The organism is Stenotrophomonas sp. PE591 (assembly GCF_018320795.1).
Taxonomy (GTDB): Bacteria; Pseudomonadota; Gammaproteobacteria; order Xanthomonadales; family Xanthomonadaceae; genus Stenotrophomonas; species Stenotrophomonas maltophilia.
On sequence record NZ_JAAOKO010000001.1, the window covers coordinates 259,868 to 286,808 of the forward strand.

General features: G+C 65.6%; 26 protein-coding genes. 7 read left to right on the plus strand and 19 right to left on the minus strand.

Annotated elements, in window-relative coordinates; translation table 11 throughout:
* Window positions 1–8: 8 nt before the first annotated feature.
* From JLDANKMP_RS01435 to grxD, 9 genes are all read right to left on the minus strand, one after another.
* Entirely contained in the window at window positions 9–3,797 is a 3,789-nt protein-coding gene (locus JLDANKMP_RS01435) for a PilC/PilY family type IV pilus protein (RefSeq protein WP_212560361.1), read from the minus strand.
* Window positions 3,798–3,808: 11 nt separating this feature from the next.
* Entirely contained in the window at window positions 3,809–4,330 is a 522-nt protein-coding gene (locus JLDANKMP_RS01440) for a PilX N-terminal domain-containing pilus assembly protein (RefSeq protein WP_005408859.1), read from the minus strand.
* A gap of 3 nt (window positions 4,331–4,333) precedes the next feature.
* Complete coding sequence (locus tag JLDANKMP_RS01445) at window positions 4,334–5,503, minus strand: PilW family protein (protein WP_212560362.1); 1,170 nt, start codon at window positions 5,501–5,503, stop codon at window positions 4,334–4,336.
* Complete coding sequence (gene pilV / locus JLDANKMP_RS01450; RefSeq protein ID WP_212560363.1) at window positions 5,500–5,997, minus strand: type IV pilus modification protein PilV; 498 nt, start codon at window positions 5,995–5,997, stop codon at window positions 5,500–5,502. Before pilV ends, JLDANKMP_RS01445 begins: the two co-directional genes overlap by 4 nt.
* The gene (locus JLDANKMP_RS01455; RefSeq protein WP_005408856.1) at window positions 5,994–6,509 is read right to left on the minus strand and encodes a Tfp pilus assembly protein FimT/FimU; all 516 of its coding nucleotides are present in this window, start codon (window positions 6,507–6,509) and stop codon (window positions 5,994–5,996) included. The genes pilV and JLDANKMP_RS01455 overlap by 4 nt, the downstream gene beginning before the upstream one ends.
* Before the next feature lie 161 nt (window positions 6,510–6,670).
* The gene (gene ppnN, locus JLDANKMP_RS01460) at window positions 6,671–8,059 is read right to left on the minus strand and encodes a nucleotide 5'-monophosphate nucleosidase PpnN (RefSeq protein ID WP_005408855.1); all 1,389 of its coding nucleotides are present in this window, start codon (window positions 8,057–8,059) and stop codon (window positions 6,671–6,673) included.
* 252 nt (window positions 8,060–8,311) lie between these two features.
* Window positions 8,312–11,560 carry a carboxypeptidase regulatory-like domain-containing protein gene (locus JLDANKMP_RS01465; RefSeq protein ID WP_212560364.1) on the minus strand — a complete coding sequence of 1,083 codons (3,249 nt, stop codon included), beginning with the start codon at window positions 11,558–11,560 and terminating at the stop codon, window positions 8,312–8,314.
* Window positions 11,561–11,792: 232 nt separating this feature from the next.
* Complete coding sequence (locus JLDANKMP_RS01470; RefSeq protein WP_212560365.1) at window positions 11,793–12,569, minus strand: SDR family NAD(P)-dependent oxidoreductase; 777 nt, start codon at window positions 12,567–12,569, stop codon at window positions 11,793–11,795.
* Entirely contained in the window at window positions 12,566–12,886 is a 321-nt protein-coding gene (gene grxD, locus JLDANKMP_RS01475) for a Grx4 family monothiol glutaredoxin (RefSeq protein ID WP_005408852.1), read from the minus strand. Before grxD ends, JLDANKMP_RS01470 begins: the two co-directional genes overlap by 4 nt.
* Window positions 12,887–13,007: 121 nt before the next feature.
* On the opposite strand from grxD, the gene JLDANKMP_RS01480 reads away from it, so the two are divergent.
* Entirely contained in the window at window positions 13,008–13,586 is a 579-nt protein-coding gene (locus JLDANKMP_RS01480) for a superoxide dismutase (RefSeq protein ID WP_032966020.1), read from the plus strand.
* A gap of 115 nt (window positions 13,587–13,701) precedes the next feature.
* On the opposite strand, the gene JLDANKMP_RS01485 is transcribed toward JLDANKMP_RS01480, so the two are convergent.
* The 3 genes from JLDANKMP_RS01485 to purE form a co-directional block, all read right to left on the minus strand.
* Window positions 13,702–14,043, minus strand: coding sequence for a carboxymuconolactone decarboxylase family protein (locus tag JLDANKMP_RS01485; protein WP_005408850.1), 342 nt, complete (start codon window positions 14,041–14,043; stop codon window positions 13,702–13,704).
* 112 nt (window positions 14,044–14,155) lie between these two features.
* Window positions 14,156–15,304 (minus strand): 5-(carboxyamino)imidazole ribonucleotide synthase, encoded by a 1,149-nt coding sequence (locus JLDANKMP_RS01490; RefSeq protein ID WP_212560366.1) that lies wholly within the window; start codon window positions 15,302–15,304, stop codon window positions 14,156–14,158.
* The gene (gene purE, locus JLDANKMP_RS01495; RefSeq protein ID WP_005412808.1) at window positions 15,301–15,804 is read right to left on the minus strand and encodes a 5-(carboxyamino)imidazole ribonucleotide mutase; all 504 of its coding nucleotides are present in this window, start codon (window positions 15,802–15,804) and stop codon (window positions 15,301–15,303) included. Before purE ends, JLDANKMP_RS01490 begins: the two co-directional genes overlap by 4 nt.
* Before the next feature lie 58 nt (window positions 15,805–15,862).
* On the opposite strand from purE, the gene JLDANKMP_RS01500 reads away from it, so the two are divergent.
* From JLDANKMP_RS01500 to JLDANKMP_RS01515, 4 genes are all read left to right on the plus strand, one after another.
* The gene (locus tag JLDANKMP_RS01500) at window positions 15,863–16,132 is read left to right on the plus strand and encodes a Trm112 family protein (protein WP_005408847.1); all 270 of its coding nucleotides are present in this window, start codon (window positions 15,863–15,865) and stop codon (window positions 16,130–16,132) included.
* On the plus strand, window positions 16,129–16,980 hold the full coding sequence (gene nadC, locus JLDANKMP_RS01505; protein WP_005408846.1) for a carboxylating nicotinate-nucleotide diphosphorylase: 852 nt from the start codon (window positions 16,129–16,131) through the stop codon (window positions 16,978–16,980). Before JLDANKMP_RS01500 ends, nadC begins: the two co-directional genes overlap by 4 nt.
* Window positions 16,981–17,094: 114 nt before the next feature.
* The gene (locus JLDANKMP_RS01510; RefSeq protein WP_212560367.1) at window positions 17,095–18,096 is read left to right on the plus strand and encodes a DUF2272 domain-containing protein; all 1,002 of its coding nucleotides are present in this window, start codon (window positions 17,095–17,097) and stop codon (window positions 18,094–18,096) included.
* A gap of 67 nt (window positions 18,097–18,163) precedes the next feature.
* A complete protein-coding gene (locus tag JLDANKMP_RS01515) occupies window positions 18,164–18,514 on the plus strand; it encodes a DUF3301 domain-containing protein (RefSeq protein ID WP_005408844.1) in 351 nt (116 codons plus the stop codon).
* A 46-nt stretch (window positions 18,515–18,560) separates the two neighbouring features.
* Here JLDANKMP_RS01515 and JLDANKMP_RS01520 read toward each other — a convergent pair whose 3' ends face one another.
* From JLDANKMP_RS01520 to JLDANKMP_RS01550, 7 genes are all read right to left on the minus strand, one after another.
* A complete protein-coding gene (locus tag JLDANKMP_RS01520; RefSeq protein WP_005412806.1) occupies window positions 18,561–19,013 on the minus strand; it encodes a ClpXP protease specificity-enhancing factor in 453 nt (150 codons plus the stop codon).
* A gap of 84 nt (window positions 19,014–19,097) precedes the next feature.
* On the minus strand, window positions 19,098–19,733 hold the full coding sequence (locus tag JLDANKMP_RS01525) for a glutathione S-transferase N-terminal domain-containing protein (protein WP_005408842.1): 636 nt from the start codon (window positions 19,731–19,733) through the stop codon (window positions 19,098–19,100).
* Between the two features lie 134 nt (window positions 19,734–19,867).
* Window positions 19,868–20,617, minus strand: coding sequence for a cytochrome c1 (locus tag JLDANKMP_RS01530; protein WP_212560368.1), 750 nt, complete (start codon window positions 20,615–20,617; stop codon window positions 19,868–19,870).
* Window positions 20,610–21,869, minus strand: coding sequence for a cytochrome bc complex cytochrome b subunit (locus JLDANKMP_RS01535; RefSeq protein WP_088430147.1), 1,260 nt, complete (start codon window positions 21,867–21,869; stop codon window positions 20,610–20,612). Before JLDANKMP_RS01535 ends, JLDANKMP_RS01530 begins: the two co-directional genes overlap by 8 nt.
* A complete protein-coding gene (gene petA, locus JLDANKMP_RS01540; RefSeq protein WP_004151998.1) occupies window positions 21,869–22,489 on the minus strand; it encodes a ubiquinol-cytochrome c reductase iron-sulfur subunit in 621 nt (206 codons plus the stop codon). Before petA ends, JLDANKMP_RS01535 begins: the two co-directional genes overlap by 1 nt.
* 229 nt (window positions 22,490–22,718) lie before the next feature.
* Window positions 22,719–23,639 (minus strand): lytic transglycosylase domain-containing protein, encoded by a 921-nt coding sequence (locus tag JLDANKMP_RS01545; RefSeq protein WP_005412804.1) that lies wholly within the window; start codon window positions 23,637–23,639, stop codon window positions 22,719–22,721.
* 46 nt (window positions 23,640–23,685) lie between these two features.
* Window positions 23,686–24,654: a WYL domain-containing protein gene (locus tag JLDANKMP_RS01550; RefSeq protein WP_212560369.1), complete on the minus strand. Its 969-nt coding sequence runs from the start codon at window positions 24,652–24,654 to the stop codon at window positions 23,686–23,688.
* 80 nt (window positions 24,655–24,734) lie between these two features.
* On the opposite strand from JLDANKMP_RS01550, the gene JLDANKMP_RS01555 reads away from it, so the two are divergent.
* Complete coding sequence (locus JLDANKMP_RS01555; RefSeq protein WP_012479667.1) at window positions 24,735–25,355, plus strand: glutathione S-transferase; 621 nt, start codon at window positions 24,735–24,737, stop codon at window positions 25,353–25,355.
* A 165-nt stretch (window positions 25,356–25,520) separates the two neighbouring features.
* Window positions 25,521–26,939: a tRNA (N6-isopentenyl adenosine(37)-C2)-methylthiotransferase MiaB gene (gene miaB, locus JLDANKMP_RS01560; protein ID WP_212560370.1), complete on the plus strand. Its 1,419-nt coding sequence runs from the start codon at window positions 25,521–25,523 to the stop codon at window positions 26,937–26,939.
* Window positions 26,940–26,941: the final 2 nt, after the last annotated feature.

A 26,941-nucleotide genomic window follows, 5' to 3' on the forward strand; every position in this document is an offset into this window, starting at 1 on the left:
TGTCTTCGTTACTGGATCTGGCGCCAGGATTGGCGACCGCAGGGATAAGGCACGTACATCGTCGGAGCACCCGCCACGTTGACCGCCATCCAGCAGGCACGTCCGCCTCGATCGGCACCCTTTGCCAGGCGCGGCATCACCGAGACATTGACGTCCTTCACCGGTGCGGTGCCGCCGGTGTCGAGACTCACGCCAGCCGTGCCCGCTCCGTAGGGCGTGCCGGTAATGGACCCGACCCGCGCCTGCTCCAGCGATGCAACACCCGAGATCGGATTGAGGCCGAACAGCCAGTTGCTTCCCTCGGTCGAACAGCCACGGCCACCCGCGGTGGGCATGTAGGTCGGCATGAACACCGTTCCCGACGCCACGGCAGGATTACCAACAAAGCGTTCACCTGCGCCGGGCAGTGCAATGCTCCATCCGCGCGCCGCCCCGGAGAAGGGTGTGGCCGTGACCGTGCGCAACTTGTTGGTGGTGGTCACTGTATAGGCCACCAGATTGGCGGGCACGATCGTGGCCTCCGGCTGGTCCTTGCTGGTGTCGTTGACACCGTACAGCGACTGCGCGGTGAGATCCTGAGGGTCATTGTCGAAGGAGAAGCTGCCGGTACCCAGCACCAGCATCACGCCACCACCGGGTCCGGTCACGGCGGTCATGCCACCGGTAATCGGCTGGCGATACACCTGGTTGTTGTTGTTGGTCTGGCGCGCCGTGGTGAACACCGGCGTGGTGACCGAGGTTGCCGTGCTTTCCAGGTCGAACTTCCACAGCGCGCCGCGCTGGTCGGCCGCATAGATCGTGTCCGCCAGGCCGTCACGGCCACGTACACGCCCCGTCCCACCGGCGCTGTCGGCGCGCCAACGGTCGACAGCCACGATGTTGCCCAGGCCATTGTCACCGGCGGGTGCGGTTGCTGCGGCCTCGGTAGCAGTGATCATCCGCACCGCGCCCGATCCCAGGTCGACCACGAACAGCACGGCCTTGCGGCTGAGGCTGTTGTAACCGTTGCCGAAGATCGCTTTCCACGCCACCCCGGTCCCTTCCTTCACCGGCACGATCACCGGCTTGCCAAGGACATGGCCGATGTTCGCCTTGATGGTGCTGTCGAGCCCCGGCGCCACGTCACTGATTTCCCACAGGCGATTGCCGGTGCCGAAGCTGGACGGCGTGGTTACATCCAGCGCGAACACCGAGCGCCCACCGGCGCCGGCCGTACCGACCAGTGCCGTGGCCCAGTTGCCACCGATCTGCGCGTCCGCCACCGCGATCGGTCCATCCACGTAGTAGCGATGACGGAAGCGCTGGTCGGACTTGTTGGCCGCCACGTAGGGATACAGCAGGTTGGCCATGTGCCCCAGCGCGGTTCCAGGGATGTAGGCGAAGGTCTCGCTGCCTCCGGCACTGTCACTCACGCCGTTGCCGTTCATGCCACCGTCGAAGGCATGCAGCATGCCGTCATTGGCACCGACATAGACCATGTAGCGGCCATTGTCGCGCTTGCGGGTCAGATACGTGGCATACGAGGTCGCCATAGCGGTGCTGATGCGCTGGTAGCCATAGTCGTCGCGGGGCGAACTGATCACCGGGCTGGAATTGACGATGTCACCCAGCACGGTGGTACGGGTGCGATAGATGCCCCCCGAGTTGCGTACTTCGCGCGATGCGTCGCCGCGCAGATAAGCCATGGCCGTGGCGATGTCGCCGCCCAGCTTTTCAGCCTCGGTCGCGGAACAGCGCGCAATGCCCGGATACTGCTTCTCATCCTTGTTGCAGAGGTCGGTGAACGCGATGTTGGTGCTGCTGAAGTCAACTGCAGCATTACCCTTGGTGGCAACGATGGTGCGCGAACGCTGCGCCCCCAGTTTCTCCGCCGCTTCCCACACCTGCGTGTACTCGGTCTGCTGCGTCTTGTCGTTCACCGCAAGCTTGGATGCCTTCAGGCGACTGAACCAATCGGTTTCCTCGTTGGCCACTTCGAACTGGGGCGTGACCGCCAGCGACCCGGTACCGATACGCGCGCCGGTCAGACCCTGGCTGCCCGAAGGCGCTGGCCCGGAGGTGACCGACGAGAGCACCCGGCGCATGGCCGTGGTGATGTCTGCCGGAGTACGCGCGTTGATGTACTCACCGCGGGTATTGGTCGCGGCGTGCCAGATGTCATCCACGGTGCTGGGGTTGTCGTTCTGGCGACTTGGCCAGTTGCTGTAGACCGCCGAATCGGTATACGGGTTCTGTTGCTTGTTCGGATCGAACAGATTGCCACGCGCGCCCAGCGTGATCCCGTAGAAGTTGATATGCAGGTCCTTCTTGCAGTCCAGCGACTTGTCAGTGCTGGTCGCACATTGCTCCGGCACCGGCACCTGTCCCCGGGGCATCCGATCATCGGTTCGCAACGGGTTCACGTAGTAGTACGCGGCAATATCACCCATGGTGTTGGAATTGCCATCCGAGAAGGGAGTCCCCATGTCCCCGTCCACGTTGCCCGGGGCAGGTGCGAGGGATGACGAAAGGTTGTTGCCATTGTTGCTGTAGCCGTCGGTGAACAGCATCACCGCATTCTTCTGGCAGGACAGCTTGATGGGGGCATTGTCATCGGTCCGCATGAACTGCAGGCCCGCAGCGTTGACGGCATGTCGATTCGGCGTGCCACCACTGGCCGTCAGCGCGATCATGCTGCTGTAGAGCGCGGACTTCTGCCCGATCACGCTCATGTCCCGGATCGCAAGCCGTTTGTTGGAGTCTGTCGAACTGTTGTAATTCTGGAAATCGTTGATCCGGAAATACCCGACATACATGTCATTGACATTCAATGCGCGCGTCATGCCGGCGATCATCGCCCGGTTGCGGTTACCGTAGTACGAGTACCAGTTGGCGAAGTTCTGCAATGCGGCAGCATCACCGGTCCCGATGACGTACTTCCACATGTCACATCCGGAACCGCAGGCGCCGGTGACCTTGGTTCGCTGGATACCTGCATACGCATTGGCAGTGCCTGGCAACTGCGGATAGGCGTCACCATCGCTGGTGTACGGCATGTAGAACGTTGCGGGCACATAGCGCAGCGACGCATAGCCCGCCGAGCTCCAGGTCGTGCCTCTCGTATTGGCGTTCTCGTTGCCAAAATTACCATTGGCCCTGCTTGCAGTCCTGTAGGACTGCCCGGCCGGTACCGTCATCCCTTCCTGCATCCTCTGGACGTCCCAGGACGAAGTACCCAGATAGCTGCTGGCGATCGCGAGTGTATCTGTCTCACGAGGATCGATGAGGGTGGCCGACGTGCTCGCGTCCGGATACGACTGCACCTCTTCATTTACGATCCGCAACCAGGGCTCGTACTTGATTGCGGGGTCGTAGTAGGTTGGATTGTAGGCCGCTGATCGTGCGAACCCGAAGACATCCAGAGCGGGGATGCCGTTGTAGTTGTTGATCCGGGCGCCCGGCAACACGTAGAAATAGCTGCACTCGCCGGTCTGGATGGCATTGCCCCACCGATCATAGGTGGGGAGTACGTCATCGGGCGTGTTGAGAACACCGGCCGACCGGAAGAAACTCTTCCTCCCGTAGTGCCAGCACGCCGTTCCATCCTGCCCTGGGAACTGGGTCTGGAAGGTCATCGAACCCGAATCGTCCACCGCCATGATGAATGACGGCGGCGCGGAGACCTTCAGGTTCATCGGGTGCTGCGACAATGTGCCCTGCGCCTGCGCCGCGAACAGGTTCATCGCAAGCCAGGTGCCGCCAGCCACCGCCAGCAACAGCCCGGAGCCGGCCAGGATCTTGATCTTTCGGGTCGCCATGACCGGGTTCCTCAAAGCTTGAAAACAGTGTCGACCGCCGCCGAGGAAGTACCCTCGTTGCTGGTGGCGGCATCGCGATCGGAGCCGAACGCGGTGATCTGGTAGACGCGGGTGGGCTCTTCGCTTTCCGGCGTGCCCATGCCCAGCGTCGATTCGCCCTGGATGCAGGCGTCGATGCGGCGCACGCTGACCACCGGCGCCGCCGACAGTTTCTGCTCACCCACCCAGCGGGTGGGATCGAAGCCGTCATCGCAGATGCGCTTGATGGCGTCAGCCTTCAACGAGCCGCCATCGCCGGTATTGTTGTCGATCTCCTCGATCGACCGCTCGGCGTCACGGACCGCCCGCTCGCTGGCCTGGAACGCCACGTTGGCGGCCCGGTAATTGGAGGACATGCGCTCCTGCATGCTCGCCACCTGCATGCCGACCACGCCGATCAGCGACAGCAGGATCAACAGCATCAGGGCCACGTACAGCACCGCACCGCGCTGCTGAGTACGCCCCTGGAATCGGCGGGAGACGGAGGGCTTCATGGGTCAGTTCCCGAACAGTCGGTTGCGCAGTGCCACGGACACCTCGTAGGAGGCACGGTAGCGATCGTCGTAGGTCGTGGGCGGATTGAAGCCAACGCCGAGCACGCCCAGCTGGGCCACGGCCGTATTGGCCTGCTCGGCCGCGGCGCGCTGCGGGCTGCGCACCAGCAGTCCAAACTGCACCAGGCCAACCCGTCGCCACGCAGCGACAGCGGCGGCATCGGTACCGGTACTGACCCCGCTGGCAGTCTTCTGGAAGGCGATTACCCCGGTCGGCGGCGCGGTGCTGCTGATCGCCGTCTCGGTATCCTGGCCGTAGAGGAACTGCAGGCTCTCAATGCCCTCCACCAGCTCCTCACCGGTGGCGAACGTGTTGTCGCCAGCGCCACGCGCGCGGTACAGCGCGGGTTCGCCGGCGGTATTGGTTGCCACGTAGTACGCCATCGATTCCACCCGATAGACCATGGTCACCGCGTTGTTGGCCGAATACGCCGAGAGATCGGCTTTGCTGGCTGTGATCGTGCTGCCGGCGATTTTTCCGGCAAACACGTCCACCTTGCTGCAATCGGCCACGGCAAACGCCGAGGGCGTGGTGACGGCACCGGCCGACAGGCGGGCCGCCGCGTCACTGGCGATCGTGATGTCCGGCGAAGTACCGGAGCCGATGGACAGCACCGGCGAGCCTTCCGGCGACAGGTAGCGCATCACGATGATGTCGCTGCCGCCAAGCGGTTTGGGCTTCAGATTGGTGATCGCCGACGGCGTGCTGCCGGCAGCCCCCCAGCTTGCGCCGAGGGTCAGCTTGTTGCCAGGCGCGGTGCCCTGCGCCTCGTAACCCTGGATCGGCACCGAGAAGTCCATCGGGCTGCCATCACCCGACTTCACGCCGGCAATGTTGACCTTGACACTGTCCTGGGCGCGCACCAGGTGCGCCTGGTCATTCACGCACCCCATGTGCCCGGCCATCCGGATGTCGCGCTCGAGGAACTCCAACGCGAATCGGGCGTTCTCCTGGGTGCGCGCGACACCTTCGGACAGCTGCGAGGCCGCCCGCGAAGCCATGAAGATCTGGGTCACGCCCAGCATCAGCACCAGGCCGATGACCAGCGAGATCAGCAGTTCAACCAGCGAGAGGCCAGCCGCATGGCTGGCAGCGGAAGGCGCGCGCTTCATAGACGGGTAACCAGGGTGAACGTGGTGATGCTGTCGGGATTGGCTGCGTTCCATCGCTCGTCTCCCCAGCCGATGCCCACCGTGACCAGACCATCATTGACGGTCACGTTGGCGCTGGCCTTGCCTCCCAGCACCTTGACGACCTGGCATTGCCAGCGCGCCACGTTCGCCTTGGAGGCTGTCACGTCGGCACTGTTGGGCCAGGTGCAGGGGCCAGCCGGCGCGGTGACCGAGCCGGCAGTGAAGGAGGCCTTGGTGTATTCGCCACCGTTGAGGGTTTCGCTGCGCTGCACGCGCATCAGCTCGATCAGATCGTAGGCCAGGCTGGTGGCCTGGGTGCGCTGGCTGGCGCTCTGCACGAACCGCACGTTCATGGTCTGCAGCAGCGCAAAGCCAAGCAGGCCGAACGCCAGCACCAGCAGCGCGATCAGCACCTCGATCAGGCTGAAGCCACGACTGCGGGCAGGCCCGCCCATGCCGGAACGACGTTTCATTTGCAGGTTCCTGCGGTGGAGCGGACCTGGCCGGAGAACAGGACGGTCAGGGTCCGCATGGGGTCACCCGTCTTGCAGCCTTGCGGCACCAGGCTCACGACCTGGTCGGCGGACGCGCGGCGGCGTCCCTGGGAATCGAAGGTGATGACGGTTGGGCTGGGAGCCTCGACCGCCAGGCTGCTGCTGCCCTTGGAGAAGCGCAGCACGCTTTCGCTGCCGCTGACGGAGCCATCGCCATCGGCGTCGCCCCAGGCCAGCATGCCCTTGCTCCACTCACCATCGCAGGACGTGCCGTTGCTGCTGCCGCACACCCCGCCACCATGGCGGTTGCGGATGGCCTCGCTGCGAGCGAGCGACAACAGACCGATCACCTCGTTGTTGGTGGTGGTCAGCCGGTTCGAGCGCATCGCGGTGCGGAAGCTGGGATAGGAGATGCTGGCCAGAATGACCAGGATGACCAGCGTGATCATCAACTCGACCAGCGTGAAGCCGTTTTGCCGGCGCAAAGACATTGGACGCTCCCCAGCGTGTTGATGGCCACGATGGGCCATCGTCCCGCCACCGGCAAGCGGCGGCAGGATGAACGGTCAATCCAGGGCGATGGGCGTCAAAGCCTTGACGACCCGCACCTTCCCACCCCGGCCGGCGCGATCCCCATCGCACCGGCCCGGGCTCAGGCCAGCACCTGGTAGCAGGGCTGGTATTCGCCGGAGATCTTCATCCGGCGCTGCTCGACGAAAGCGCGCAGCAACGCGTCCAGCGCCTGCATCATGTCCGGGTCGCCATGGATCTGGAACGGTCCGAACTGTTCGATGCGACGCATGCCGTCTTCCTTCACGTTGCCGGCGACGATGCCCGAGAACGCGCGGCGCAGGTCGGCCGCCAGCGCATGCGGCGCACGCCCGTGGTGCAGGTCCAATGCGGCCATCGCCTCGTGGGTGGGCACGAACGGCTGCTGGTACTCCCACGGAATCTCGATCGACCAGTTGAAGAAGAACGAGTCCTTCTGCGCCAGGCGGTGCTCGCGCACGCGCTTGATGCCATTGGCCATCTTCTTCGCCACCGCCACCGGGTCGCCGATGATGATCTCGTAGCGCTCGGCGGCCGCGTCACCCAGGGTCAGGCGGATGAAGCGGTCGATCTGCTCGAAGTACGGCGCCGCCACGGTCGGTCCGGTCAGGATCAGCGGGAACGGCAGGTCCTTGTTTTCCTCGCGCAGCAGGATGCCGAGCAGGTACAGGATCTCCTCGGCGGTACCGACGCCACCGGCGAACACAATGATGCCGTGGCCGATGCGGACGAAGGCCTCCAGGCGCTTCTCGATGTCCGGCATGATCACTAGGTGGTTGACGATCGGGTTCGGCGACTCGGCGGCGATGATGCCCGGCTCGGTCAGGCCGATGTAGCGCGTCACGGTACGGCGCTGCTTGGCATGGGCGATCGTGGCACCCTTCATCGGACCCTTCATCGCGCCCGGGCCGCAGCCGGTGCAGATGTCCAGGCCGCGCAGGCCCAGTTCATAGCCCACCTGCTTGGTGTACAGATACTCGTCGCGCGAGATCGAGTGGCCGCCCCAGCACACCACCAGGTTCGGGTCACCCGGGTTGAGGATGCGCGCATTGCGCAGCAGGCCGAACACCGCGTTGGTGATGCCCTCGGACGACTCCAGCTCGGCCGCGTAGGCAGGGCCCATCTCGATGGCCATGTAGGCCAGGTCACGCACCACGGCGAACAGCAGTTCGGCAACACCGCGGATGATCTCGCCATCGACGAAGGCCATGGCCGGTGCGTTGACCAGGTCGATGCGCACGCCGCGATCCTGCTGCGCTACCTGGATGTCGAAATCGGGATACAGATCGCGCGCCGCCCGCGGATCGTCAGAGGCACTGCCGCTGGTCAGCACGGCCAGCGCGCAGCGGCGCAGCAGCTCGTGCATGCCGCCAGCAGAGGCATCGCGCAGGCGGGCCACTTCGGCCCGCGACAGCACATCCAGCCCACCGCGCGGGTAGATCCGCGCGTCCTGCACCGGCAGTGCGCGGGCTGATTTTTCGTTCGTGGTCATGTCCAATTTTTTGCTTCCTTCAAGGTTTCCGACTGTACTGCCGCCCCCTTAAAAAGCAAAACGGCCGGGAAGCCCGACCGTTGGATGTGTGCTCCCCGCGTTCGCCTTTCCGGGACCGCATCGGCGGCGTTGGCACCGCGCACATTTCTGGATGCTACGCCGATGCAGAGTGGCCTGCAAGGACTTTCGCCTGAACGGAAAACGGCCGGGTTTCCCCGGCCGTTTCCGCTTACATCATCAAGCTCTGACGGATCAGAACTTGTACTTCACAGTCAGCTGCATGGACCAACGCGACACGGCAGTGTTGCCCTTGTCATTGTTGTTTTCCTGGATCGAGGAATCATCCGCACCGGTGAACGAGTACACATACTTCCCGGTGGCCGGATCGATACCTGCGAAGTTGCCCACGCGGCGGGTTGCATAGAAGCCGTAGTCGTCAATGAGGCCCCACTTCTTGTTCAGCAGGTTGCCGACATTCATGATGTCCAGGGCGACTTCACCCTTGTGACCCTTCACGAAGCCTGGGAATTCCTGGCTGATACGAACGTCGAAGCTGTTGACCCACTTGGCGCGGTGCGAGTTGGCCGGGACCACGCTGCCACGGTAGGCCTCGAGTTCCGGGTTCTGCGCCAGCCAATCGAAGAACTTCTTCTCCATCGTTGCGCCGCCAGTGAACAGCACGTCGCCCACACCCTTCGGCACGTAGAACAGATCGTTGCCGATGGCGCTGTCGCCGTTGGCATCGTTGTAGAACACGTAGCTGTACGGACGGCCCGAGCGACCCTCGTAGAACAGGCCGACACGGGTAGCATTGTCACCGAAGAAGTTGTGCTTCCACTCCAGAGTGCCGGTGATGCGGTCCTTGATCGCATAGCGCGAGTTGTACGCGATGTTCTCGTTGGCGTTCAGGATCTGGGTGTTGTTCCAGTTCGAGGTGTTCTGCGAGCTGGTCAGCGGGCTCACTTCCTTCGACTGGGTGTAGGTGTAACCCAGCGACCAGCCCCAGTTCTCGGTCAGCGGCTTGGCCAGCGAGAAGGTAGCCTGGCTGCCACGACCCTTGTCGGTGTTGCGCAGGAGCAGCACATCGCCGATGTTGTTCGGGCGGTAGTTGCGATTCAGCACGCCGTTGGTGCCGTTCTCCATGCCCAGGTTGTCGCCGGTGCGGGTGTCGATCTTGCTGTTGGCCTGGTTCAGGCCCTTGTCGTTCCAGTAGATCTCACGACCGTCCTGTGCAGACACGAAGGTCGGGCCATTGCCCTTGCCATTGGTCAGGTCCAGGCGCTCAAAGTACAGGCCATCCTTGACCTTGGTGAACAGCAGTTCGGCCGACGCCACGATGCCGTACCACGGCAGTTCATGATCGAAGGCCAGGTTCGCCTTCCACACCGACGGCAGGCGGGTGCCCGGGTTGATGATGTCGACGTTCTGGCGCGCAACGATACGCGACGGGTCCGGAATGAACGGATTATCGGCATCGACGCTGAAGCCACCCGGATTACCCGGAACGTTGTACTCGACGTAGTTCAGGCCGGTGTTCTGGTAAGCACCTGCCAGCCACACATTGGGCGCAGCACCGCCGAACAGGCCCACGCCACCGCGCAGCTGGGTCGGGCGATCGCTGTCGAAGGTGTAGTTGAAGCCAACGCGCGGCTGGATCAGGCTCTTGTCGACCAGCTTGGTGTTGTCGTAGCCGTAACGAGCCTGGATGTCGGCGTTGTACTTGGTCTGGCTGGTGAAGTCCGGAATGTCCACGCGGACGCCGAACATCAGGCTCAGGTTGTAGTTGACCGCCCAGGTATCCTGGATGAACAGACCGGTGTTCTTCAGGTGGAACTTGGCAGGAATGTCATCCAAGCTGCCGCCCGGGCGCGGAACGCGCAGCTGGTAGCCGTTCGCGGTGCCCGTCAGGAAGGAGGCCAGGTCACGGAAGTCATATGCGCCGTACAGGTTACGGCCGTAGAAGTTCATCAGGTCATTGTCGGTGTAATCGAAACCGAACTTGACGGTGTGGTCACCGATGTACCAGGTACCGGCACCGAAGGCGCTCAGTTCCTTCGACTCAACCAGATTGGTGTGGGTGTTCTGCTCGGTACCCAGGTACAGCGAGTTGTTGCCGAAGCGGACGCGCATCTGCGGCAGGTGCGAGGCTGCGACACGGTTGGACGAGTAGTCCTTGTGCGAGACCTTGAACTCGGTCGAGAAGTTTTCGGACCAGTCGCTGAACAGTTCACCCATCCAGGTTTCGTACTGGGTCGGCTGGGTGTACCAGAAGTCACTCAGCGAGAGTGCGCTGCTGCTGACCTGCGGGAAGCGGACGACGTCCTGCTTCATCTTGTTGTAGCGCAGGGCCGCACGGTGGTTCTCGTTGATGTTCCAGTCCAGCTTGACGGCGTACTCTTCGATCTCGGTCTTGTTGTTCAAGTCACTGACGCCGCCCACCGGGTGGCCCAATTCCGCCATGCGCTTCTGCACAGCCGAAATGTCGGCATCACTGATACCGCCCTTGGACGGATCCTTGTTGTACGGGCTGTCGCTCAGGCTGACACCGCCACCACTACGCTCGTACTTTTCATAGTTGGTGAAGAAGAACAGCTTGTCCTTGACGATCGGACCGCCGAAGGTCATGCCATAGGTCTTCTCGTCCTTGAAGCCATTGAAGTCCGACTTGTCGCCTTCCAGGCGCGAACGGACCATGTCCTTGTCGCGGTACGAACCGTACACGGTGCCGTGGAATTCATTGGTACCCGACTTGGTCACGGCGTTGATCACCGCACCGGTACCACCGGCGATGGTGGTGTCGTAGTTGGCCAGGTCGATGTTGATTTCCTGGATGGCGTCCATCGACACCGGCTGACGCTCGGTCGGCAGGTTGTTGGAGCCCAGGCCGAACGGATCGGAGGCGCTGATGCCGTCGATGCGGATGGCGTTGTAGCGGGTGTTCTGGCCACCGGCCGAGATCGCGCCGTCAGCCTTGCTGACCTGCGAGATGCGCGGGTCCAGGCGGATGTAGTCCTGGATGTTGCGGTTGGCCGACGGCAGCGCATCCATCGTTTCGCGGGTCACGTTGCTGCCGCTGCCCATCTTGGTGGCGCTGAACAGGTCCAGGCCACCTGCGGTGGCGACGACGTTCACCGCGTCCAGGTTGGTCGCAGCCAGGTCACCGCCGAGGCTGGCGTTGACGGTGTTGACCTGATTCAGGTTCAGGAAGACACCCTCTTCGGTCTTGGTACCTTCACCGGACTTGGTGATGGTGATGGTGTACGGACCACCCACGCGCAGGCCGCGCGCGTTGTATCGACCCGACGCATCGGTGGTGGCACGCGAAACGGTGCCCGACTCGGTGTGGGTGATGGTGACTTCAGCGCCGGCGACAGGCTGGCCTGCGGCGGACATCACCTGGCCACCGACACCTGCAGAGGTGCTCTGGGCAAAGGCGGGAGCGGCGGCAAGTGCGGCCACGAGACCAAGGGTGAGCTTGGACATCCGGAGTGGGTGGGTCATTTTTCGGTAGCCTCGATGCGAGTTGGCGATGGCGGAAAAAAAGCGCATCCAAACAGCCCTGCGGGTGGCTGGTCGGAGATTTATCTGGGGTTCCCTACCGCTTGGCTGAAGGCAGCCACAACGGTTAACACTAGATTAACACGCTACGCCATCAATGTGACGGTTGTGCGACAAACGGCACCGGATCGCAACGCAATCGTGACGGGTTCTTCACTCCGCCTTTCCCCCGGCCTCATTCCGGCAGGGGCGCCTCACTGGCGTCGAGAATCCGGCCCCGCCAGGCAAGCCCAGCGCTGGACAGCAGGGTCACGGCCGCCGCAGCGGCGGCCTCCGGGCCCCGGGCGGCCGGGTCCTGGTCGACGGAATAGGCCCTGGCGCGCAGCGCCGTGCGCAGGGGGCCCGGATACAGGCCGCTGACCCGCACCGGGCTGCGGCCGAGTTCGTCATGCAGGCTGGTGATCAGCCCGCGCAGGCCATGCTGGGCCACACCGTATCCACCCCAATAGGCCTGCCCCACCCGTTCGGAGGCATCGACCGCAAACACCAGGGCCGCGTCCTCGCGCAGCCGCAGCAGCGGCAGGCAGGCCTGGGCCAGCCACGCCGGGGCAGTGAGGGTGACATGCACCGCACGGGCGAAACTGGCCGGGTCGGCCAGTTCGAACGGGGTCAATCCGGGGAAATGGGCGGCACAGACCAGCACTCCATCCAGGCGCCCCAGCTCGCGCTGCAGGGCCTGGGCCAGTTCGGCATAGTCGTCGGGGCCCGCACCCTCCAGATCCAGCGGATACAGCAGCGGTTCCGGGCCGACGGCCTGGACCTGGGCATAGACACGGTCCAGGCGGCGCGGCTTGCGGCCCAGCAGGACCACGGTGGCCCCGGCGGCGGCGGCGGCAACGGCCGCCGCACTGCCCAGCCCACCGCCGGCGCCGGCAACCAGCACCACGCGATCCTGCAACGGGCGACCATCGAGCGCCCCGTTGGTCGGTGACGTCGATGGCCAGGCACTCATCCCTGGGTCGCCTCTTCGACGATGCGCTTGAGCTCGCCGGCTTCAAACAGTTCCAGGACGATGTCGCAGCCGCCGATCAGCTCTCCATTGATGAACAGCTGCGGGAAGGTCGGCAGGTTGGAGAACCGCGGCAGGTTGGCGCGGATCTCGGGTTCTTCCAGCACGTTGACGGTGCGCAGGGTGACCGCGCCGGCTGCCATCAACGCCTGTACGGCGCGGCTGGAGAAACCGCACATCGGGTATTGCGGGGTGCCCTTCATGAACAGCACGAGCGGGTAACGATCGACCTCGGCCTGGATTTGCTGCATTACCGCCACAACCTCACTCCTTGCTTCGCCGGACAAACCGACCGCGGTGGTCGGCTAGACTGCCCACGGTAGCCGCCATTGTAAGCGGATGGAACCGGCTGCCGCCGCCCCTCTGGCCACGAACCTGTCCATGCCTGTCGAATTGCCTGCCCTGCCCTACCTTTCCGGCTCCCTGCAGCCGCACCTGTCCGCACAGACCCTGGAGCTGCACCACGGCCGCCACCATCGCGCCTACGTGGATGCGGTCAATGCCGGCATCCTCGGCACCGAGTGGGAAGACGCGTCACTGGAAGAGATCGTCCGCCAGGCCCAGGGCAAGCTGTTCGATGCGGCCGCCCAGGCGTGGAACCACGGTTTCTACTGGCAGTGCCTGCGGCCGCGTGGCGGTGGCGAACCGCAGGGTCGCCTGGGCGAGCTGGTGAAGCGCCAGTTCGGCGACGTGCAGCGCCTGCGCGAGGAATTCAACCGCACCGCGCTGGGCCTGTTCGGCTCCGGCTGGGTGTGGCTGGTGCAGCATCCGGGCGGACAGCTGGGCATCCAGGCGACCCGCAATGCCGGCACGCCGCTGACGGGTGAAAGCACGCCGCTGCTGTGCTGCGATGTCTGGGAGCACGCCTACTACACCGACTACCAGAATGATCGCGCGCGCTATCTGGACGCGTTCTGGCAGATGGTCAACTGGGAATTCGCTGAGAGCCAGCTACGCTGAGGCAACGGCTCCGCCCCGGGGTAGTGCCGGCCGTTGGCCGGCATCCCCATCGGTGTACAAGAGATGGCGAATCTGCCGGCCAGCGGCCGGCACTACCGGAAAGCAGAGCGTGGCTTCACGCGTTCTCGTGCGCGGCCACCGCATCCATCACCCGCGCCGAGTACACCAGCGCGGCGCCGGCGTTGAGCGACACCGCCACGCCCAGCGCCTCGGCGATTTCCTCGCGGTTGGCACCGTGCTTCAGCGCGGCATCCACGTGCACGGTGATGCAGCCGTCGCAGCGGGTGGTGACCGCCACCGCCAGCGCGATCAGCTCCCGGGTCTTCGCATCGAGGTGGTTGGTCTGCGCGCCAGCGTTGGCCAGGGTGGCGTAGCCCTTGACCGTATCCGGTGAGAGCTTGCCGATCTCACCGATACGGCCCTTCAGTTCCTTGCGGTAGGCATTCCAGTCGAGCATGGGGGTGACTCCTGTGAAAGGAGCTCCACGCTACCACCGGGAATGTTGCGCCGATGCCCGCACGGGCGCTTCACAGCGTTGCACTGCCGGCCAGCGGCCGGCACTACCGGGCTCAGCGATTGCGCAGCGCGTGCACCGCCGGCGCCACCTGGGCCTGGCGATCCAGCTCCAGGCCGACCTGCTCCAGCGCATCGGCCAACGCGGCAGCATCGTCATCGCGCAACGTGGCATGGCCGACCTTGCGGCCTTCGCGCGGCTCCTTGCCATAGTCGTGCCAATGGCCGCTGGCCTGGCCCAGCACCGGTGCCGGGTCCGGCATCGCGCCCAGCCAGTTCAGCATGCAGGCGTGGCCGAGCATGCGGGTGCTGCCCAGCGGCAGGCCCAGCACGGCACGCAGATGGTTCTCGAACTGCGAGGTCTCGCTGCCCTCGATGGTCCAGTGGCCGGAGTTGTGTACGCGCGGCGCCATCTCGTTGGCCAACAGTTCGCCATCGCGACAGAACAGCTCCAGCGCGAACACGCCGACGTACTGCAGGTGCTCGGCGACACGGCGGGCATAGCCGATCGCGGCCTGCTGCTCGGCATCGGACAGCACAGCCGGTGCAACGCTGGCCGACAGCACGCCGTCGACATGCCAGTTGCCGGTGACCGGCCAGGCTTCGAAGCTGCCATCGCGGCCACGCACGGCGACCACGCTGACCTCGCGCTGGAACGCCACGAAGCCTTCCAGGATCAGGCCGGTACGCTCGACCTGCGCGCCCAGTGCATCCCACGCGGCGTCGATGTCGGCCTCGCTGCGCAGGCGGAACTGGCCCTTGCCGTCATAACCAAGGCGGCGGGTCTTGAGGATGCACGGCAGGCCAAACTCAGCCGCCTTCGAAGCCAGCTCGTCACGGCTGCGGATATCAGCGAAGGCCGGCAGCGGGATGCCCAACTGCTGGAAAAGGGTCTTCTCGCTCAACCGGTCCTGGGCCACCGCCAGCGCGGCCGGCGGCGGATAGACCGGCACGCGGTCGGCCAGGAACTGCGCGCTGTCTGCGGGCACGTTCTCGAAATCGAAAGTGACCACATCGACCTTGGCGGCGAAGTCCACCAGCGCGTGGCGGTCATCGAAGGCACCGACGGTGAGCGGCGCCAGCGGGCCACTGCAGGCGTCGGCCGCCGGGTCGTACAGCTGGAAGCGCAGTCCCAGCGGCGCACCGGCCAGGACCATCATGCGGGCGAGCTGGCCGCCGCCCAGGATGCCGACGGTCAGGCTCATTGGCGCGGATCGTCGTGGGCCATCACGTCTTCGGTCTGGCGTGCACGGAAGGCGTCGAGCGCCTGGCCGATCGCCGGCTGGTCGCTGGCCAGCATCGCAGCAGCGAACAGCGCCGCGTTGGACGCGCCAGCATTGCCGATGGCGAAGGTGGCGACCGGGATGCCGGCCGGCATCTGCACGATCGACAGCAGCGAATCCATGCCGTTGAGGGCCTTGGACTGCACCGGCACGCCCAGCACCGGCACGGCGGTCTTGGCGGCGATCATGCCCGGAAGGTGCGCGGCACCGCCGGCACCGGCGATGATCGCGCGCAGGCCACGCGGGCCCGCCTGCTCGGCGTAACTGAACAACACATCCGGCGTCCGATGCGCGGACACCACCTTCACTTCGAACGGAACACCCAGGGCTTCAAGCTTCTGGGCGGCGTGCTGCATGGTTTCCCAGTCGGAACGGGAACCCATGACGATGCCGACAAGCGGCGCGATCGGATTGGGGGTCATTGGCCGTCACCTGCCTTAAAGACGTATTCTAGCCATCTTCCACGCAAGACGAAGAACCATGGATCGCAAGCTGCTCGACCTGCTGGTGTCGCCGGACACCCGCCAGCCCCTGTCCCTGCTGGATGGCAAGGGCCTGGAAGCCCTCAACAAGGCCATTTCCGCCGGCGCGGTGAACAAGGCCGATGGCAACCCGCTGGCGCAGCCGCTGCGCGAAGCGCTGGTCACCCGCGACCGCAAGCAGGTGTTCCGCGTTGACGACGGCATCCCGGTGCTGCTGGCCGAGGAAGCCATTCCGACCGCCCAGATCGCCGACTTCCCGGCCGCATGAGCGCGCTGCCGACGCCGGATGCGGCCGTTGTCGCCGCCGATGTCGCGCGGGCGCTGGCCGAGGACCTGGGCAGCGGCGACGTCACCGCCGCCCTGCTGCCCGACCAGGCCGACAGCGCTTACCTGCTGTGCAAGCAGGACGGGGTGATTGCCGGCCGTCCGTGGTTCGACGCCACCCACCGCGCACTCGACCCGGACGTGCGCATCGAATGGCGTGTCTCCGAAGGTGATGCGGTCACCGCAGGCACCGTGCTGGCCCTGCTGCACGGGCGCAGCCGCAGCCTGGTCAGCGCCGAGCGCACCTCGCTGAACTTCCTGCAGACGCTGTCTGGCACCGCCACCACCACTGCCCGCTACGTGGCGGCGGTGGCCGGTACCGGCACGCGCATCCTCGACACCCGCAAGACTCTGCCTGGCCTGCGCTTGGCGCAGAAGTACGCAGTGCGCTGTGGCGGCGGCGACAACCACCGCTTCGGCCTCTATGACACGGTGATGCTGAAGGAAAACCACATCCGTGCCGCCGGTTCGCTGGCCGCGGCGGTGGCCGCCGCGCGCCGGCAATGGCCCGCGCTGCCGCTGGTGGTCGAGGTCGAGGACCTGGCCCAGCTGCGCCAGGCGCTGGAAGCCGGTTGCGAGCGCATCCTGCTGGATGACTTCAGCCCCGACCTGCGCCGCGAGGCAGTGCGCATCACGGCCGGCCGCATTCCGCTGGAAGTGTCAGGCAGCGTGGGCCTGGGCGGCCTGCGTTCGATCGCCGAGGACGGCGTTGACTGCATCTCCATCGGTGGACTGACCAAGCACGTGCAGGCCATCGATCTGTCGCTGAAGCTGGGCCCGCCGCCGGGTTGAGGCCTGGCGTGGGGGCCGATCCGTTGTCCATGGGAAAAGGGATCTGACCCCGTTCTCACACCCGGCGTTCACGACAGCGCTGCGACGCTGAGGTATCCCCCACAGGAGCCGCGCATGCGCCGGATGCTCTTGCCTGCCTGCCTGCTGCTGGCCGCGGCACCGTTGTCCGCAGCGGCCGCCGAAGCCTGCGATGTTCCGCCCCGCTTCGGCCTGAGTCCGTTGGCGGTGGCCATCCGCAACACCGCCTGCAATGAGCATCGGCTCTGGTACCGGCCCTTCATTGATCGTGAAGGCCGTGCCGCCAGCCTCAGCGTCACCGAAGCCGAAAGCGATCACCTGGCAGACAATGGCCTGATCGCCTGGCAGCGCGTGGCCGGCTACTGGCGCAACAGCGGCACGCTCAATGCGATGGGCAGCATCGCGGGCGCCAGCAGCTGCCTGGCGCCGTTGGGCACGCGCTACACCGACAGCGACTGCCGCGCCTTCCTGATCGACAACCCGTGGTCGGCCGCGTTCATTTCCTGGGTGATGGTGCAGTCCGGCGTTCCTGGCTTCAATACGTCGCCACGCCACATCGACTACATCCGCGCCGCCTACCAGGGCGGCCCCTCGGGCGTGCCGTACCGGCTGGTCGACCCGGCCACGGCCAAACCCGCACCGGGCGACCTGCTGTGCTTCCTGCGCGACCGCAGCACCACGCTCAGCTACAGCGGGCTGGTGCAGGCACTGGGCAATGGCTCGGTGGGCCACTGGAAATCGCATTGCGAAGTGGTGGTGGCGGCCAACCTCGGCGGCGACCAGACCCTGTACCTGGTCGGTGGCAACGTGATGAACACCGTAGCGATGCGGTTGCTGCAGCTGGATCGTACGGGGCTGATCAAGCTGCCTCCGGCACGCGAACGCAACAGCACCGGCATCGACCCCAGCTGCACACCAGGTCGCGAGGACGAATGCAGCTTCAACCGGCAGGACTGGGCAGCGCTGCTGCAGCTGACTGCAACCTCACCGCTGGTGATGCCTTCGCCCACTGCGACGCCGATGCAGCCCACTCCGGCACCGCAACCGGTCATCGTACCCACGCAGCCGATGTCCAGCGAACCGCAGCCGCGGCGGTGAGTGCAGCGCTTGATCCAGCGCGCGTTCGCCGCCATCTTTGCGGGATCGACCCCTGACGGCTGACGCCATGCCCACCCTCCTGCTGTTGCTGATTGCCGGCGGAATCATCTATTTCTTCTGGAACGCGGCGCGTTCGGCCGCCGAGCGCGCGGTCGAACTGGGGCGCAATGCCTGCCGTGCTGCCGACGTGCAATGGCTGGATCAGGCGGTGCACGCCACCGGCCTGCGCCTGTCGCGCGGCGAAGATGGCCGGCTCGGCTTCGAACGTACCTTCAAGTTCGAGTATTCCTACGACGGCATCGATCGCCACGTGGGCCGCATGGTGCTGCGCGGCGACCAGCTGATCTCATTCACTGGTCCGGGCGCGGCGCGGATCAGCCAGATCCGCGCGGATGTGGACGATGCCGAGGATGTGTAAGGGCTGAAGGCGTGCCGACCAACGGTCGGCACCCACCGTTACCTGGTTACTTGACCACGCGCAGGTTCGGGCGCCCCTTCGGCGGCGGGCTGGCTGGCGGCGTATCGTCCGGCGGCGTGCCTTCCTCGTGCAGCAGCTCATCGCTGGTCGGAGCGGTCTCGTTGCCCGGGATGTCATCCGGTAGCGCCATGCCCTGCCCGGTCTCGCGGGCGTAGACGGCCAGCACGGCGCTGATCGGCACCTGCACCGGGTAGCTGGTACCGGAGAAGCGCGCAGAGAAGCTCACCATCTCGTTGTCGATCATCAGCCGCACGACAGCACGTTCGGCGATGTTGAGCACGACCCGGCCATCCTTGACCGCCGAAGGCGGGACCTGCACGCCGGGAACGCCGGCGTCGACCAGGATGTGCGGGGTCAGCTGGTTGTCGTTGATCCATTCCACCAGCGCCCGCAGCAGGTACGGGCGGTGGCTGGTCATGTGGAAAAAGTCTTCGGTCATGCGTGAAGTGTACGCGCCCGGCGCCCCGCCGGGGCGGATCACCTGCACGCCGGTCGGCGTGCAGACGGGTAACTCAGGCCCGGATCAGACCGGCAGATCGCGCAGCTTCTTTTCCTGATCGGTCAGGCTGCGGACGAAACCGGGGTGGCGGAAGATGCGGTTGCCGTAGTCCTCGATCGCCTTGCCGTCCTTCGGCAGCGGTACGTCCAGCGACTGCAGGCGCCAGATGATCGGCGCCATCGCGCAGTCGGCCAGGCTCATTTCCGGGTTGAGGAAGAACTTGCTGGCCTTGAACAGCGGCAGCGAGGCGGTCAGCAGCTCCTTCAGGCGCTTGCGGCCAGCCTCGGCCTGGGTCTTGTTGCCGAGCTGGATGGCCTGCACCTGTGGCACCCAGTCGTGCTCGATGCGCAGCATCGCCAGGCGGATGCGCGCACGCGAGAGCGGATCGACCGGCATCAGCGGCGGATGCGGATAACGCTCGTCCAGGTACTCGCTGACCACTGATGCGGCGTACAGCACCAGCTCGCGTTCGACCAGGGTCGGCACCGAGTGATACGGATTGAGGTCGATCAGGTCTTCAGGCGGGTTCTGTGGATCGACCGGAACGAAGTCGAAGGTCACACCCTTGGCCGCCAGCACCAGGCGTACACGGTGGCACAGTACATCGTCGTTCGAGGAAAACAGCGTCAGTGTATTGCGCATGCGTACGCTCGCCGCCATCAAAGGCTCTCCCACGACAGGAGACCGCCTGCCGCATCGGCGCCGCCGGCACCGTGCCGGCGGTCGACTCCTCCCCGAGTGTGCAACCGACCATCACAAAAGCCAATAGGCCCGTGCGATGGCCGGCGGCAGATTCAGTGAACGTCCTTCCAGTATTCCTTCTTCAGCAGGTACAGCAGGAAGGTGAGCAGGGCCAGGAACAGGATCACCCACACGCCCAGCTGCTGGCGCTTGAGCGCGGCCGGTTCACCGGCATACTCGAGGAAGTTGGTGATGTCCCGCACCGCCTGGTCGTACTGGCCGGCATCGACCGACCCGGGCGTTTCGATCTTCAGGCCGGTCACCGGCGGGTCCATGCCGGGCGCTTCCGCCTTGCCATGGACCGCATGCTGCAGGCCCTGCATCTCCCACAGCGGGTTGGGCATGGAGGCATTGGCGAACAGCGCGTTGTTCCAGCCCAGCGGCCGGCTGCTGTCCAGATAGAACGACTTGAGGTAGGTGTAGACCCAGTCACTGCCCCGCACGCGCGCGATCAGGCTGAGATCGGGCGGCATCTTGCCGAACCACTTCTCCGCGTTCTCCTTGGGCATCGCCACCGGGATCGGGTCGCCGATCGCCGAGCCGGTGAAGTTGAGGTTGTTCATCACCTCTTCCTCGGTCAGGCCCAGGTCCTGCGCCATCCGCGAATAGCGCAGGTACTTCAGCGCGTGGCAGCCGGAGCAGTAGTTCATGTACAGCTGCGCGCCGCGCTGCAGCGAAGCGCGGTCGCCCAGATCGTTGCCGGCCTGCAGCAGCTTGGTGCCACCTTCGGCGGCGGAGGCCAGGAAACTGCCCAGCATCAGGGTGGCCATCAGGGCCAACCGGACCATCCAGCGATCAGTCATGGGTGGTCACCCTCTCCGGTACCGGCTTGGTCTTGTCCAACCGTGTCCATAGCGGCATGGTGATGAAGAACGCGAAGTACAGGAAGGTCAGCACCCGCCCGATGTAGGTCTCGTGCACGTCGGTGCCCGGGCCGGAACCAATCACGCCCAGCCACACGAAGCACACCGCCAGCACGCCCAGCATCACCTTCGAGATCCAGCCGCGGTAGCGCACCGACTTCACCCTGGCCTTGTCCAGCCACGGCACCAGGAACAGGATCGCAATGGCCGAGAACATCACCACCACGCCACCGAGCTTGTTCGGCACCACGCGCAACATCGCGTAGTAAGGCGTGTAGTACCAGACCGGCTTGATGTGTTCCGGGGTCACCAGGCGGTTGGCCTCGGTGAAGTTGTCGTGCTCCAGGAACAGGCCGCCGAAACCGGGCGCGAAGAAGATGATGAAGGCGGCGATGATCAGCAGGAAACCGGCGCCGACGCCATCCTTGAGCGTGTAGTACGGGTGGAACGGAATGCCATCGGCCGGTGCGTTCGGCGACCAGCGGTTGCCCTTCGGCCCCTTCTTGATCTCCACGCCATCGGGGTTGTTCGAACCCACTTCGTGCAGCGCGCCCAGGTGCAGTACCACCAGCAGCAACAGCACCAGCGGCAGGGCGATGACATGCAGCGCGAAGAAGCGGTTGAGCGTGGCGTCACTGGGCAGGTAATCGCCCATGATCCATTCGGTCAGGCCGTTGCCGATGACCGGTATCGCGCCGAACAGCGAGATGATCACCTTGGCGCCCCAGAACGACATCTGGCCCCACGGCAGCACGTAGCCCATGAAGGCTTCGGCCATCAACACCAGGTAGATCAGCATGCCGAGGATCCACACCAGCTCGCGCGGCTTCTGGTAACTGCCGTACAGCAGGCCACGGAACATGTGCAGGTAGACCACGATGAAGAACAGCGAGGCACCGGTGGAGTGCATGTAGCGGATCAGCCAGCCCCACTCCACATCGCGCATGATGTATTCGATGGAGCCGAACGCCTCGGCGGCGCTGGTCTTGTAGTGCATCGTCAGGAAGATGCCGGTGACGATCTGGTTGACCAGCACCAGCAGTGCCAGCGAACCGAAGTAGTACCAGATGTTGAAGTTCTTCGGCGCGTAGTACTCGCTGACGTGCTTCCGGTAGACCGGCATCAGGCCGGGCGCGCGGGCGTTGACCCAGTCGGCCACGCCGCTGGCGGTACGGCTGAGGATATTGGCCATCAGGCAGCCCCCTGCGGATCGACACCGATGATGATGGTGTTATCGTCCTGGTAATGGTGCGCGGGCACCTTCAGGTTGATCGGCGCCGGCACGTCCTTGAAGACGCGTCCGGACATGTCGAAGCGCGACTTGTGGCACGGGCAGAAGTAGCCGCCCTTCCACTGCGGATCGTAGGGCTCAGGCCGGATTTCGGCGACCATTTCCGGCGAGCAGCCCAGGTGCGTGCACAGGCCGACCAGTACGGAGATATCCGGCTTGATCGAGCGCAGTTCGGGGTTCTGCTTCAGCACGTAGTCCGGCTGCTGGTCCTTCTCGCCGGACTCGGGGTCCTTGAGACGGCCGTCCAGCCCGTGCAGCGCATCGAGGATGGCCTTGGACCGCTTGACGATCCAGATCGGCTGGCCACGCCATTCCACGATCAGGCGTTGGCCTTCCTGCAGGGCGCTGATGTCGGCCACCACCGGTGCGCCGGCAAGCTTGGCGCGGGCACTGGGGTTCCAGGATTTGATGAAAGGAACTGCGGTGAATCCGACGCCGACGGCGCCCACCACGGCTGTGGTGGCAGAAAGAAAACGCCGACGTCCGGTGTTGACTGGATCGTGTACCCCATCGTTGGCCATCCGGCACTCCGATATTGATTAGGTAGCTTTAAGGCTGCCAGCGGATCCGGTGGGGGCCAGAGCCGCATTGAATCACGGTCGAGTGTAGCGGAACCGTCGCGCGCCACACAACGCATTGCAACAACATTGATTGCGGGGTTGCCGGCCGGCGGCCGGCACTACCTTTCAAAGGAGTGCCGACCAACGGTCGGCACCTACCGTTCAAGGAGTACCGGCCAATGGTCGGCACCTACTGGTGACTCAGAGCGGTGCGGTAACGCTCGGCCAGTTGCCCGACCCGGCGCACGTAGTACTGGGTCTCGCTGTAGGGCGGCACGCCACCGTGGCGGTCGACCGCGCCTTCGCCAGCGTTGTAGCCGGCTGCGGCAAGGGTCAGGTCGCCATTGAAGCGTTTCAGCAACCACGCAAGATACTGCACGCCGCCACGGATGTTCTGCCCGGCGTCATAGGAATCGCTTACGCCGAAGCGCGCGGCGGTCGGCGGCATCAGCTGCATCAGGCCCTGCGCGCCAGCACGGCTGAGCGCGGTCGGGTTGTAGGCCGACTCGGCATGGATGATGGCGCGCACCACCGCCTCCTCCACGCCGAACTCGCGCGCGGCCGAGGTGATCTCGGCCTGGAAGGCCGAGGTGTTCAGGCGCACGGTGCCGAAGTCCACGCGTGGATTGACCCCACAGGCATAGCAACGTTCCATGAAGCTGTAGCGGATGGTCCGGACCGGGCCGAGGTTGGCCACCTGTGTCGGGCGTGCACTGGTGTAGTGGCGCACGCCATCCTTCATGAAGGAATACACCTGGCCACTGACCATGCGCCCGCTGCGCGAGGCGACCGGCTGTGCGGGACCGGATGCCGGCACGGACGCAGGCGCGACCGTTGCCGGCGCTGCGGCACTCGCAGCAACGGCCACCGGGTTGCGTTCGATGCTGGCCACCGTGGTGGGTGCCGGCCTGGGCGCGGCCACCACCGGTCGAGGTGCCGGGCGGGTGTCACGGGTGTAGCTGATGGTGCTGCAGCGCGCACCCGCCACCCGCTTGCTCACATAACTGGTGACGCCATCAGGCCCCTGGCACTTGTACAGGGTTCCAGCGCTGGCCGGCGCAGCGGTCAGCGCAGCGATGATGATCGCCGTTGTCCCCAGTATCCCCTTCATGGCGGCGAGTGTCCCAGCTTCGCCGGGGCTTGCCAAGCGATGTGGCTCAGCCTGTGACCGGCGGCACAGCCAGCAGCTGGCCGAGGCCCGCCAGGCGCTGTGCCAGCTCGTCGCGCAGGCCCGGCGGGGTGGTCCAAAGCGCCACGGGCAGGCGGTCCAGGCTGAGAATCTGCGCCAGCATCATGCCGCGGCTCTCGGCGCCCATGCGCAGCAGGCAGTGGTCGGGGCCATCCGCTTCCAGCACTCCACACCACGGCGGGATGCGGCCTTCCAGCTCGGAATGGCTGCCGGCCAGGCGGAGGATGGCCTGCAGCGCGAACGGCGCCTGGCTGACCGCCTGCCGCACCATCACGTCCGGGGGCGCTGGCGTGCGCCGATGCAGGCCCGGCTCGGTGCATTCGCGCACCGCGCCCATCCGGTCCACGCGCAGGGTGCGCCAGTCCTGCCGCCCCAGGTCCCAGGCAAGCAGATACCAGCGTCGCCCGTAATTGACCAGGTGCTGGGCCTCGACCTCGCGCTGGGTGACGGCTTCCTGCGCGCTGCGGTACTCGAAGGCCAGCCGTGACGCCTGTCGGCAGTGCTGGGCCAGCCGCCCGAGCAGGCGTGCGTCGGTGGACGGAAGGTCGGACAGGGTGGCCGTCGCTGCATGCACCTCGCCGGCCTGCTGGCGACGACGGGTCGGCACCAGCGGATCGAGCTTGGACAACAGGCCACGCGCGGTGTCGTCGATCCCGGCAACGGTGGCCGAGGCTGCGCGCAGGGCGATGGCCAGGGTGGTCGCCTCCTCCTCGTCCAGCAGCATCGGCAGCACCGGGGCCCCGGCCCCCAACTGGTAGCCGCCGCCGACCCCGGACGAGGCCTGCACCGGATAGCCCAGCTCGCGCAGGCGCTCGATATCACGGCGGATGCTGCGCCGGTCCACGCCCATGCGCTCGGCGAGCTCGGCCCCGGACCACTGGCGGCGGGCCTGCAGCAGGGCGATCAGGCGCAGCAGACGATGGGCGGTATGGCGCATGAAGGATCGAGGACAGAAGTCGTCCGCAATAGTGCCCCAGGATGGCCTCCAGTTCACCACGCACCGCAAGGAGCAATGCCATGAATTCACGCCAGATCACCCTGTACCACGCCGCCCGTTCCCGCTCGAGCGGCGCCGTGGCCCTGCTCGAAGCGCTGGGTGCCGACTACCGCATGCAGGTGCTGGACCTGAAAGCCGGCGCCAACCTGGCCCCGGCCTACCTGGCCATCAACCCGATGGGCAAGGTGCCGGCCATCGTCCACAACGGCGCACTGGTGACCGAGCAGGTGGCGATCTACCTGTACCTGGCCGACCTGTATCCGGAAGCCGGGCTGGCGCCGCCGATCGGTGACGCCCTGCGCGGGCCCTATCTGCGCTGGATGGCCTTCTATGGCGCCTGTTTCGAGCCGGCGATGATCGACAAGGCGATGCACCGCGAGCCGCCGCCGCGCCTGATGTCGCCGTACAACGATGCCGAGACCGTGCTGCAGGTGGTCGAAGCCCAGCTGGCGCAGGGCCCGTACCTGCTGGGCGAGGTCATGAGCGCCGCCGACGTGCTGTGGGGCAATGCACTGGCGTGGACCACGGCCTTTGGCCTGGTACAGCCGGCGCCGGCCACGGCTGACTACATCGCACGGATGAGCGCGATGACCGCGTTCGACCGTTCGCGGCAGATCGATGCGGAGCTGGTGGCGGCCTGAGGCGTGCCGCCGGGCGCGGCCGGGGGGCGGACCCGCAGTTCCAGTAGATCCACGCCATGGGTGGATGAATACAGCCAGGCATGGCCTGGCTCTACTGGGCCGGCGTACGCGCCGGGATGCAGGTAGAATTGCCGGCTTTCCCGCCACCCGAATGGATTAAGCGCCATGACCGGGACGCCAGACGTCTTTCCGCCCGCCCCGCCGGGCGGTGCCCCGCTCGTTGCCCTGCCCGCCGGTCCGCGCAAGCCCGACCAGGTGAAAGGCAAGCTGTACATCAAGACCCACGGTTGCCAGATGAACGAGTACGACTCGGCCAAGATGGCCGACGTGCTCGCCGCCAGCGATGGCCTGGAACTGACCGATACCCCGGAAGACGCCGACGTCATCCTGGTCAACACCTGCTCCATCCGCGAGAAGGCGCAGGAGAAGGTGTTCAGCCAGCTCGGCGTGTGGAAGGGCCTGAAGAACAAGGGCCGCGAAGTCATCATCGGCGTCGGCGGCTGCGTCGCCTCGCAGGAAGGCGAAGCGATCATCAAGCGCGCCCCGTTCGTGGACCTGGTGTTCGGCCCGCAGACCCTGCACCGGCTGCCGGAACTGATCCGCGCACGCCGCGAGCAGAAGCGCCCGCAGGTGGACATCAGCTTCCCCGAGATCGAGAAGTTCGACCGCCTGCCCGAGCCGCGCGCCGAAGGCGCTTCGGCGTTCGTGTCGATCATGGAAGGCTGCTCCAAGTACTGCTCGTTCTGCGTGGTGCCCTACACCCGCGGCACCGAAGTCAGCCGCCCGTTCGAGGACGTGGTGGTGGAAGTGGCGCAGCTGGCCGCGCAGGGCGTGCGCGAAATCAACCTGCTCGGGCAGAACGTCAATGCCTATCGCGGCCCCTATGGAGATGGCGAGTTCGCCGATCTCGGCCTGCTGATCCGGACCATCGCCGAGATCGACGGCGTCGGCCGCATCCGCTTCACCACCTCGCACCCGCTGGAGTTCAGCGACTCGCTGATCGATGCGTTCCGCGACGTGCCGCAGCTGGCCAACTTCCTGCACCTGCCGGTGCAGGCCGGCAGCGACCGCGTACTGTCGGCGATGAAGCGCGGCTATACCGCGCTGGAATTCAAGTCGAAGATCCGCAAGCTGCGCGCGGTGCGCCCGGACATCTCGATCAGCTCGGACTTCATCGTCGGCTTCCCCGGCGAAACCGATGCCGATTTCGAGAAGACCATGAAGCTGATCGAGGACATCGGCTTCGACCACAGCTTCTCCTTCATCTATTCGCGCCGCCCGGGCACCCCGGCGGCCGACCTGGAGGACACGATCAGCGATGCCGAGAAGCACGCGCGCCTGTCGCGCCTGCAGGAGCGCATCAATGCGCACGCCGCCGGCATCTCCGCGAAGATGGTCGGCACCGTGCAGACCGTGCTGGTGGAAGGCCCTTCGCGCAAGAACCCGAACGAACTGACCGGCAAGACCGAGAACATGCGTTCGGTGAACTTCCCGGCGCCGGCGCGGCTGATCGGCCAGTTCGTGGATGTGGTGATCACCGAGGCGCTGACCAATTCGCTGCGCGCGCGCGTGGTGGCGGAATAAGG

Bases quoted from the DNA above. Each gene is read 5' to 3' on its own strand.
- JLDANKMP_RS01525 (WP_005408842.1), bottom strand. From the start codon at position 19,733: ATGGCGGCGAGCGTACGCATGCGCAATACACTGACGCTGTTTTCCTCG.
- JLDANKMP_RS01530 (WP_212560368.1), bottom strand. From the start codon at position 20,617: ATGACTGATCGCTGGATGGTCCGGTTGGCCCTGATGGCCACCCTGATG.
- pilV (WP_212560363.1), bottom strand. From the start codon at position 5,997: ATGAAACGTCGTTCCGGCATGGGCGGGCCTGCCCGCAGTCGTGGCTTC.
- JLDANKMP_RS01445 (WP_212560362.1), bottom strand. From the start codon at position 5,503: ATGAAGCGCGCGCCTTCCGCTGCCAGCCATGCGGCTGGCCTCTCGCTG.
- JLDANKMP_RS01550 (WP_212560369.1), bottom strand. From the start codon at position 24,654: ATGCGCCATACCGCCCATCGTCTGCTGCGCCTGATCGCCCTGCTGCAG.
- JLDANKMP_RS01490 (WP_212560366.1), bottom strand. From the start codon at position 15,304: ATGAGCCTGACCGTCGGCATCCTGGGCGGCGGCCAGCTCGCCCGCATG.
- JLDANKMP_RS01440 (WP_005408859.1), bottom strand. From the start codon at position 4,330: ATGAAGCCCTCCGTCTCCCGCCGATTCCAGGGGCGTACTCAGCAGCGC.
- JLDANKMP_RS01435 (WP_212560361.1), bottom strand. From the start codon at position 3,797: ATGGCGACCCGAAAGATCAAGATCCTGGCCGGCTCCGGGCTGTTGCTG.
- JLDANKMP_RS01555 (WP_012479667.1), top strand. From the start codon at position 24,735: ATGAATTCACGCCAGATCACCCTGTACCACGCCGCCCGTTCCCGCTCG.
- JLDANKMP_RS01455 (WP_005408856.1), bottom strand. From the start codon at position 6,509: ATGTCTTTGCGCCGGCAAAACGGCTTCACGCTGGTCGAGTTGATGATC.
- JLDANKMP_RS01515 (WP_005408844.1), top strand. From the start codon at position 18,164: ATGCCCACCCTCCTGCTGTTGCTGATTGCCGGCGGAATCATCTATTTC.
- JLDANKMP_RS01480 (WP_032966020.1), top strand. From the start codon at position 13,008: ATGCCTGTCGAATTGCCTGCCCTGCCCTACCTTTCCGGCTCCCTGCAG.
- miaB (WP_212560370.1), top strand. From the start codon at position 25,521: ATGACCGGGACGCCAGACGTCTTTCCGCCCGCCCCGCCGGGCGGTGCC.
- JLDANKMP_RS01500 (WP_005408847.1), top strand. From the start codon at position 15,863: ATGGATCGCAAGCTGCTCGACCTGCTGGTGTCGCCGGACACCCGCCAG.
- JLDANKMP_RS01510 (WP_212560367.1), top strand. From the start codon at position 17,095: ATGCGCCGGATGCTCTTGCCTGCCTGCCTGCTGCTGGCCGCGGCACCG.
- JLDANKMP_RS01545 (WP_005412804.1), bottom strand. From the start codon at position 23,639: ATGAAGGGGATACTGGGGACAACGGCGATCATCATCGCTGCGCTGACC.
- petA (WP_004151998.1), bottom strand. From the start codon at position 22,489: ATGGCCAACGATGGGGTACACGATCCAGTCAACACCGGACGTCGGCGT.
- ppnN (WP_005408855.1), bottom strand. From the start codon at position 8,059: ATGACCACGAACGAAAAATCAGCCCGCGCACTGCCGGTGCAGGACGCG.
- JLDANKMP_RS01470 (WP_212560365.1), bottom strand. From the start codon at position 12,569: ATGAGTGCCTGGCCATCGACGTCACCGACCAACGGGGCGCTCGATGGT.
- JLDANKMP_RS01535 (WP_088430147.1), bottom strand. From the start codon at position 21,869: ATGGCCAATATCCTCAGCCGTACCGCCAGCGGCGTGGCCGACTGGGTC.
- JLDANKMP_RS01520 (WP_005412806.1), bottom strand. From the start codon at position 19,013: ATGACCGAAGACTTTTTCCACATGACCAGCCACCGCCCGTACCTGCTG.
- JLDANKMP_RS01465 (WP_212560364.1), bottom strand. From the start codon at position 11,560: ATGACCCACCCACTCCGGATGTCCAAGCTCACCCTTGGTCTCGTGGCC.
- JLDANKMP_RS01485 (WP_005408850.1), bottom strand. From the start codon at position 14,043: ATGCTCGACTGGAATGCCTACCGCAAGGAACTGAAGGGCCGTATCGGT.
- nadC (WP_005408846.1), top strand. From the start codon at position 16,129: ATGAGCGCGCTGCCGACGCCGGATGCGGCCGTTGTCGCCGCCGATGTC.
- purE (WP_005412808.1), bottom strand. From the start codon at position 15,804: ATGACCCCCAATCCGATCGCGCCGCTTGTCGGCATCGTCATGGGTTCC.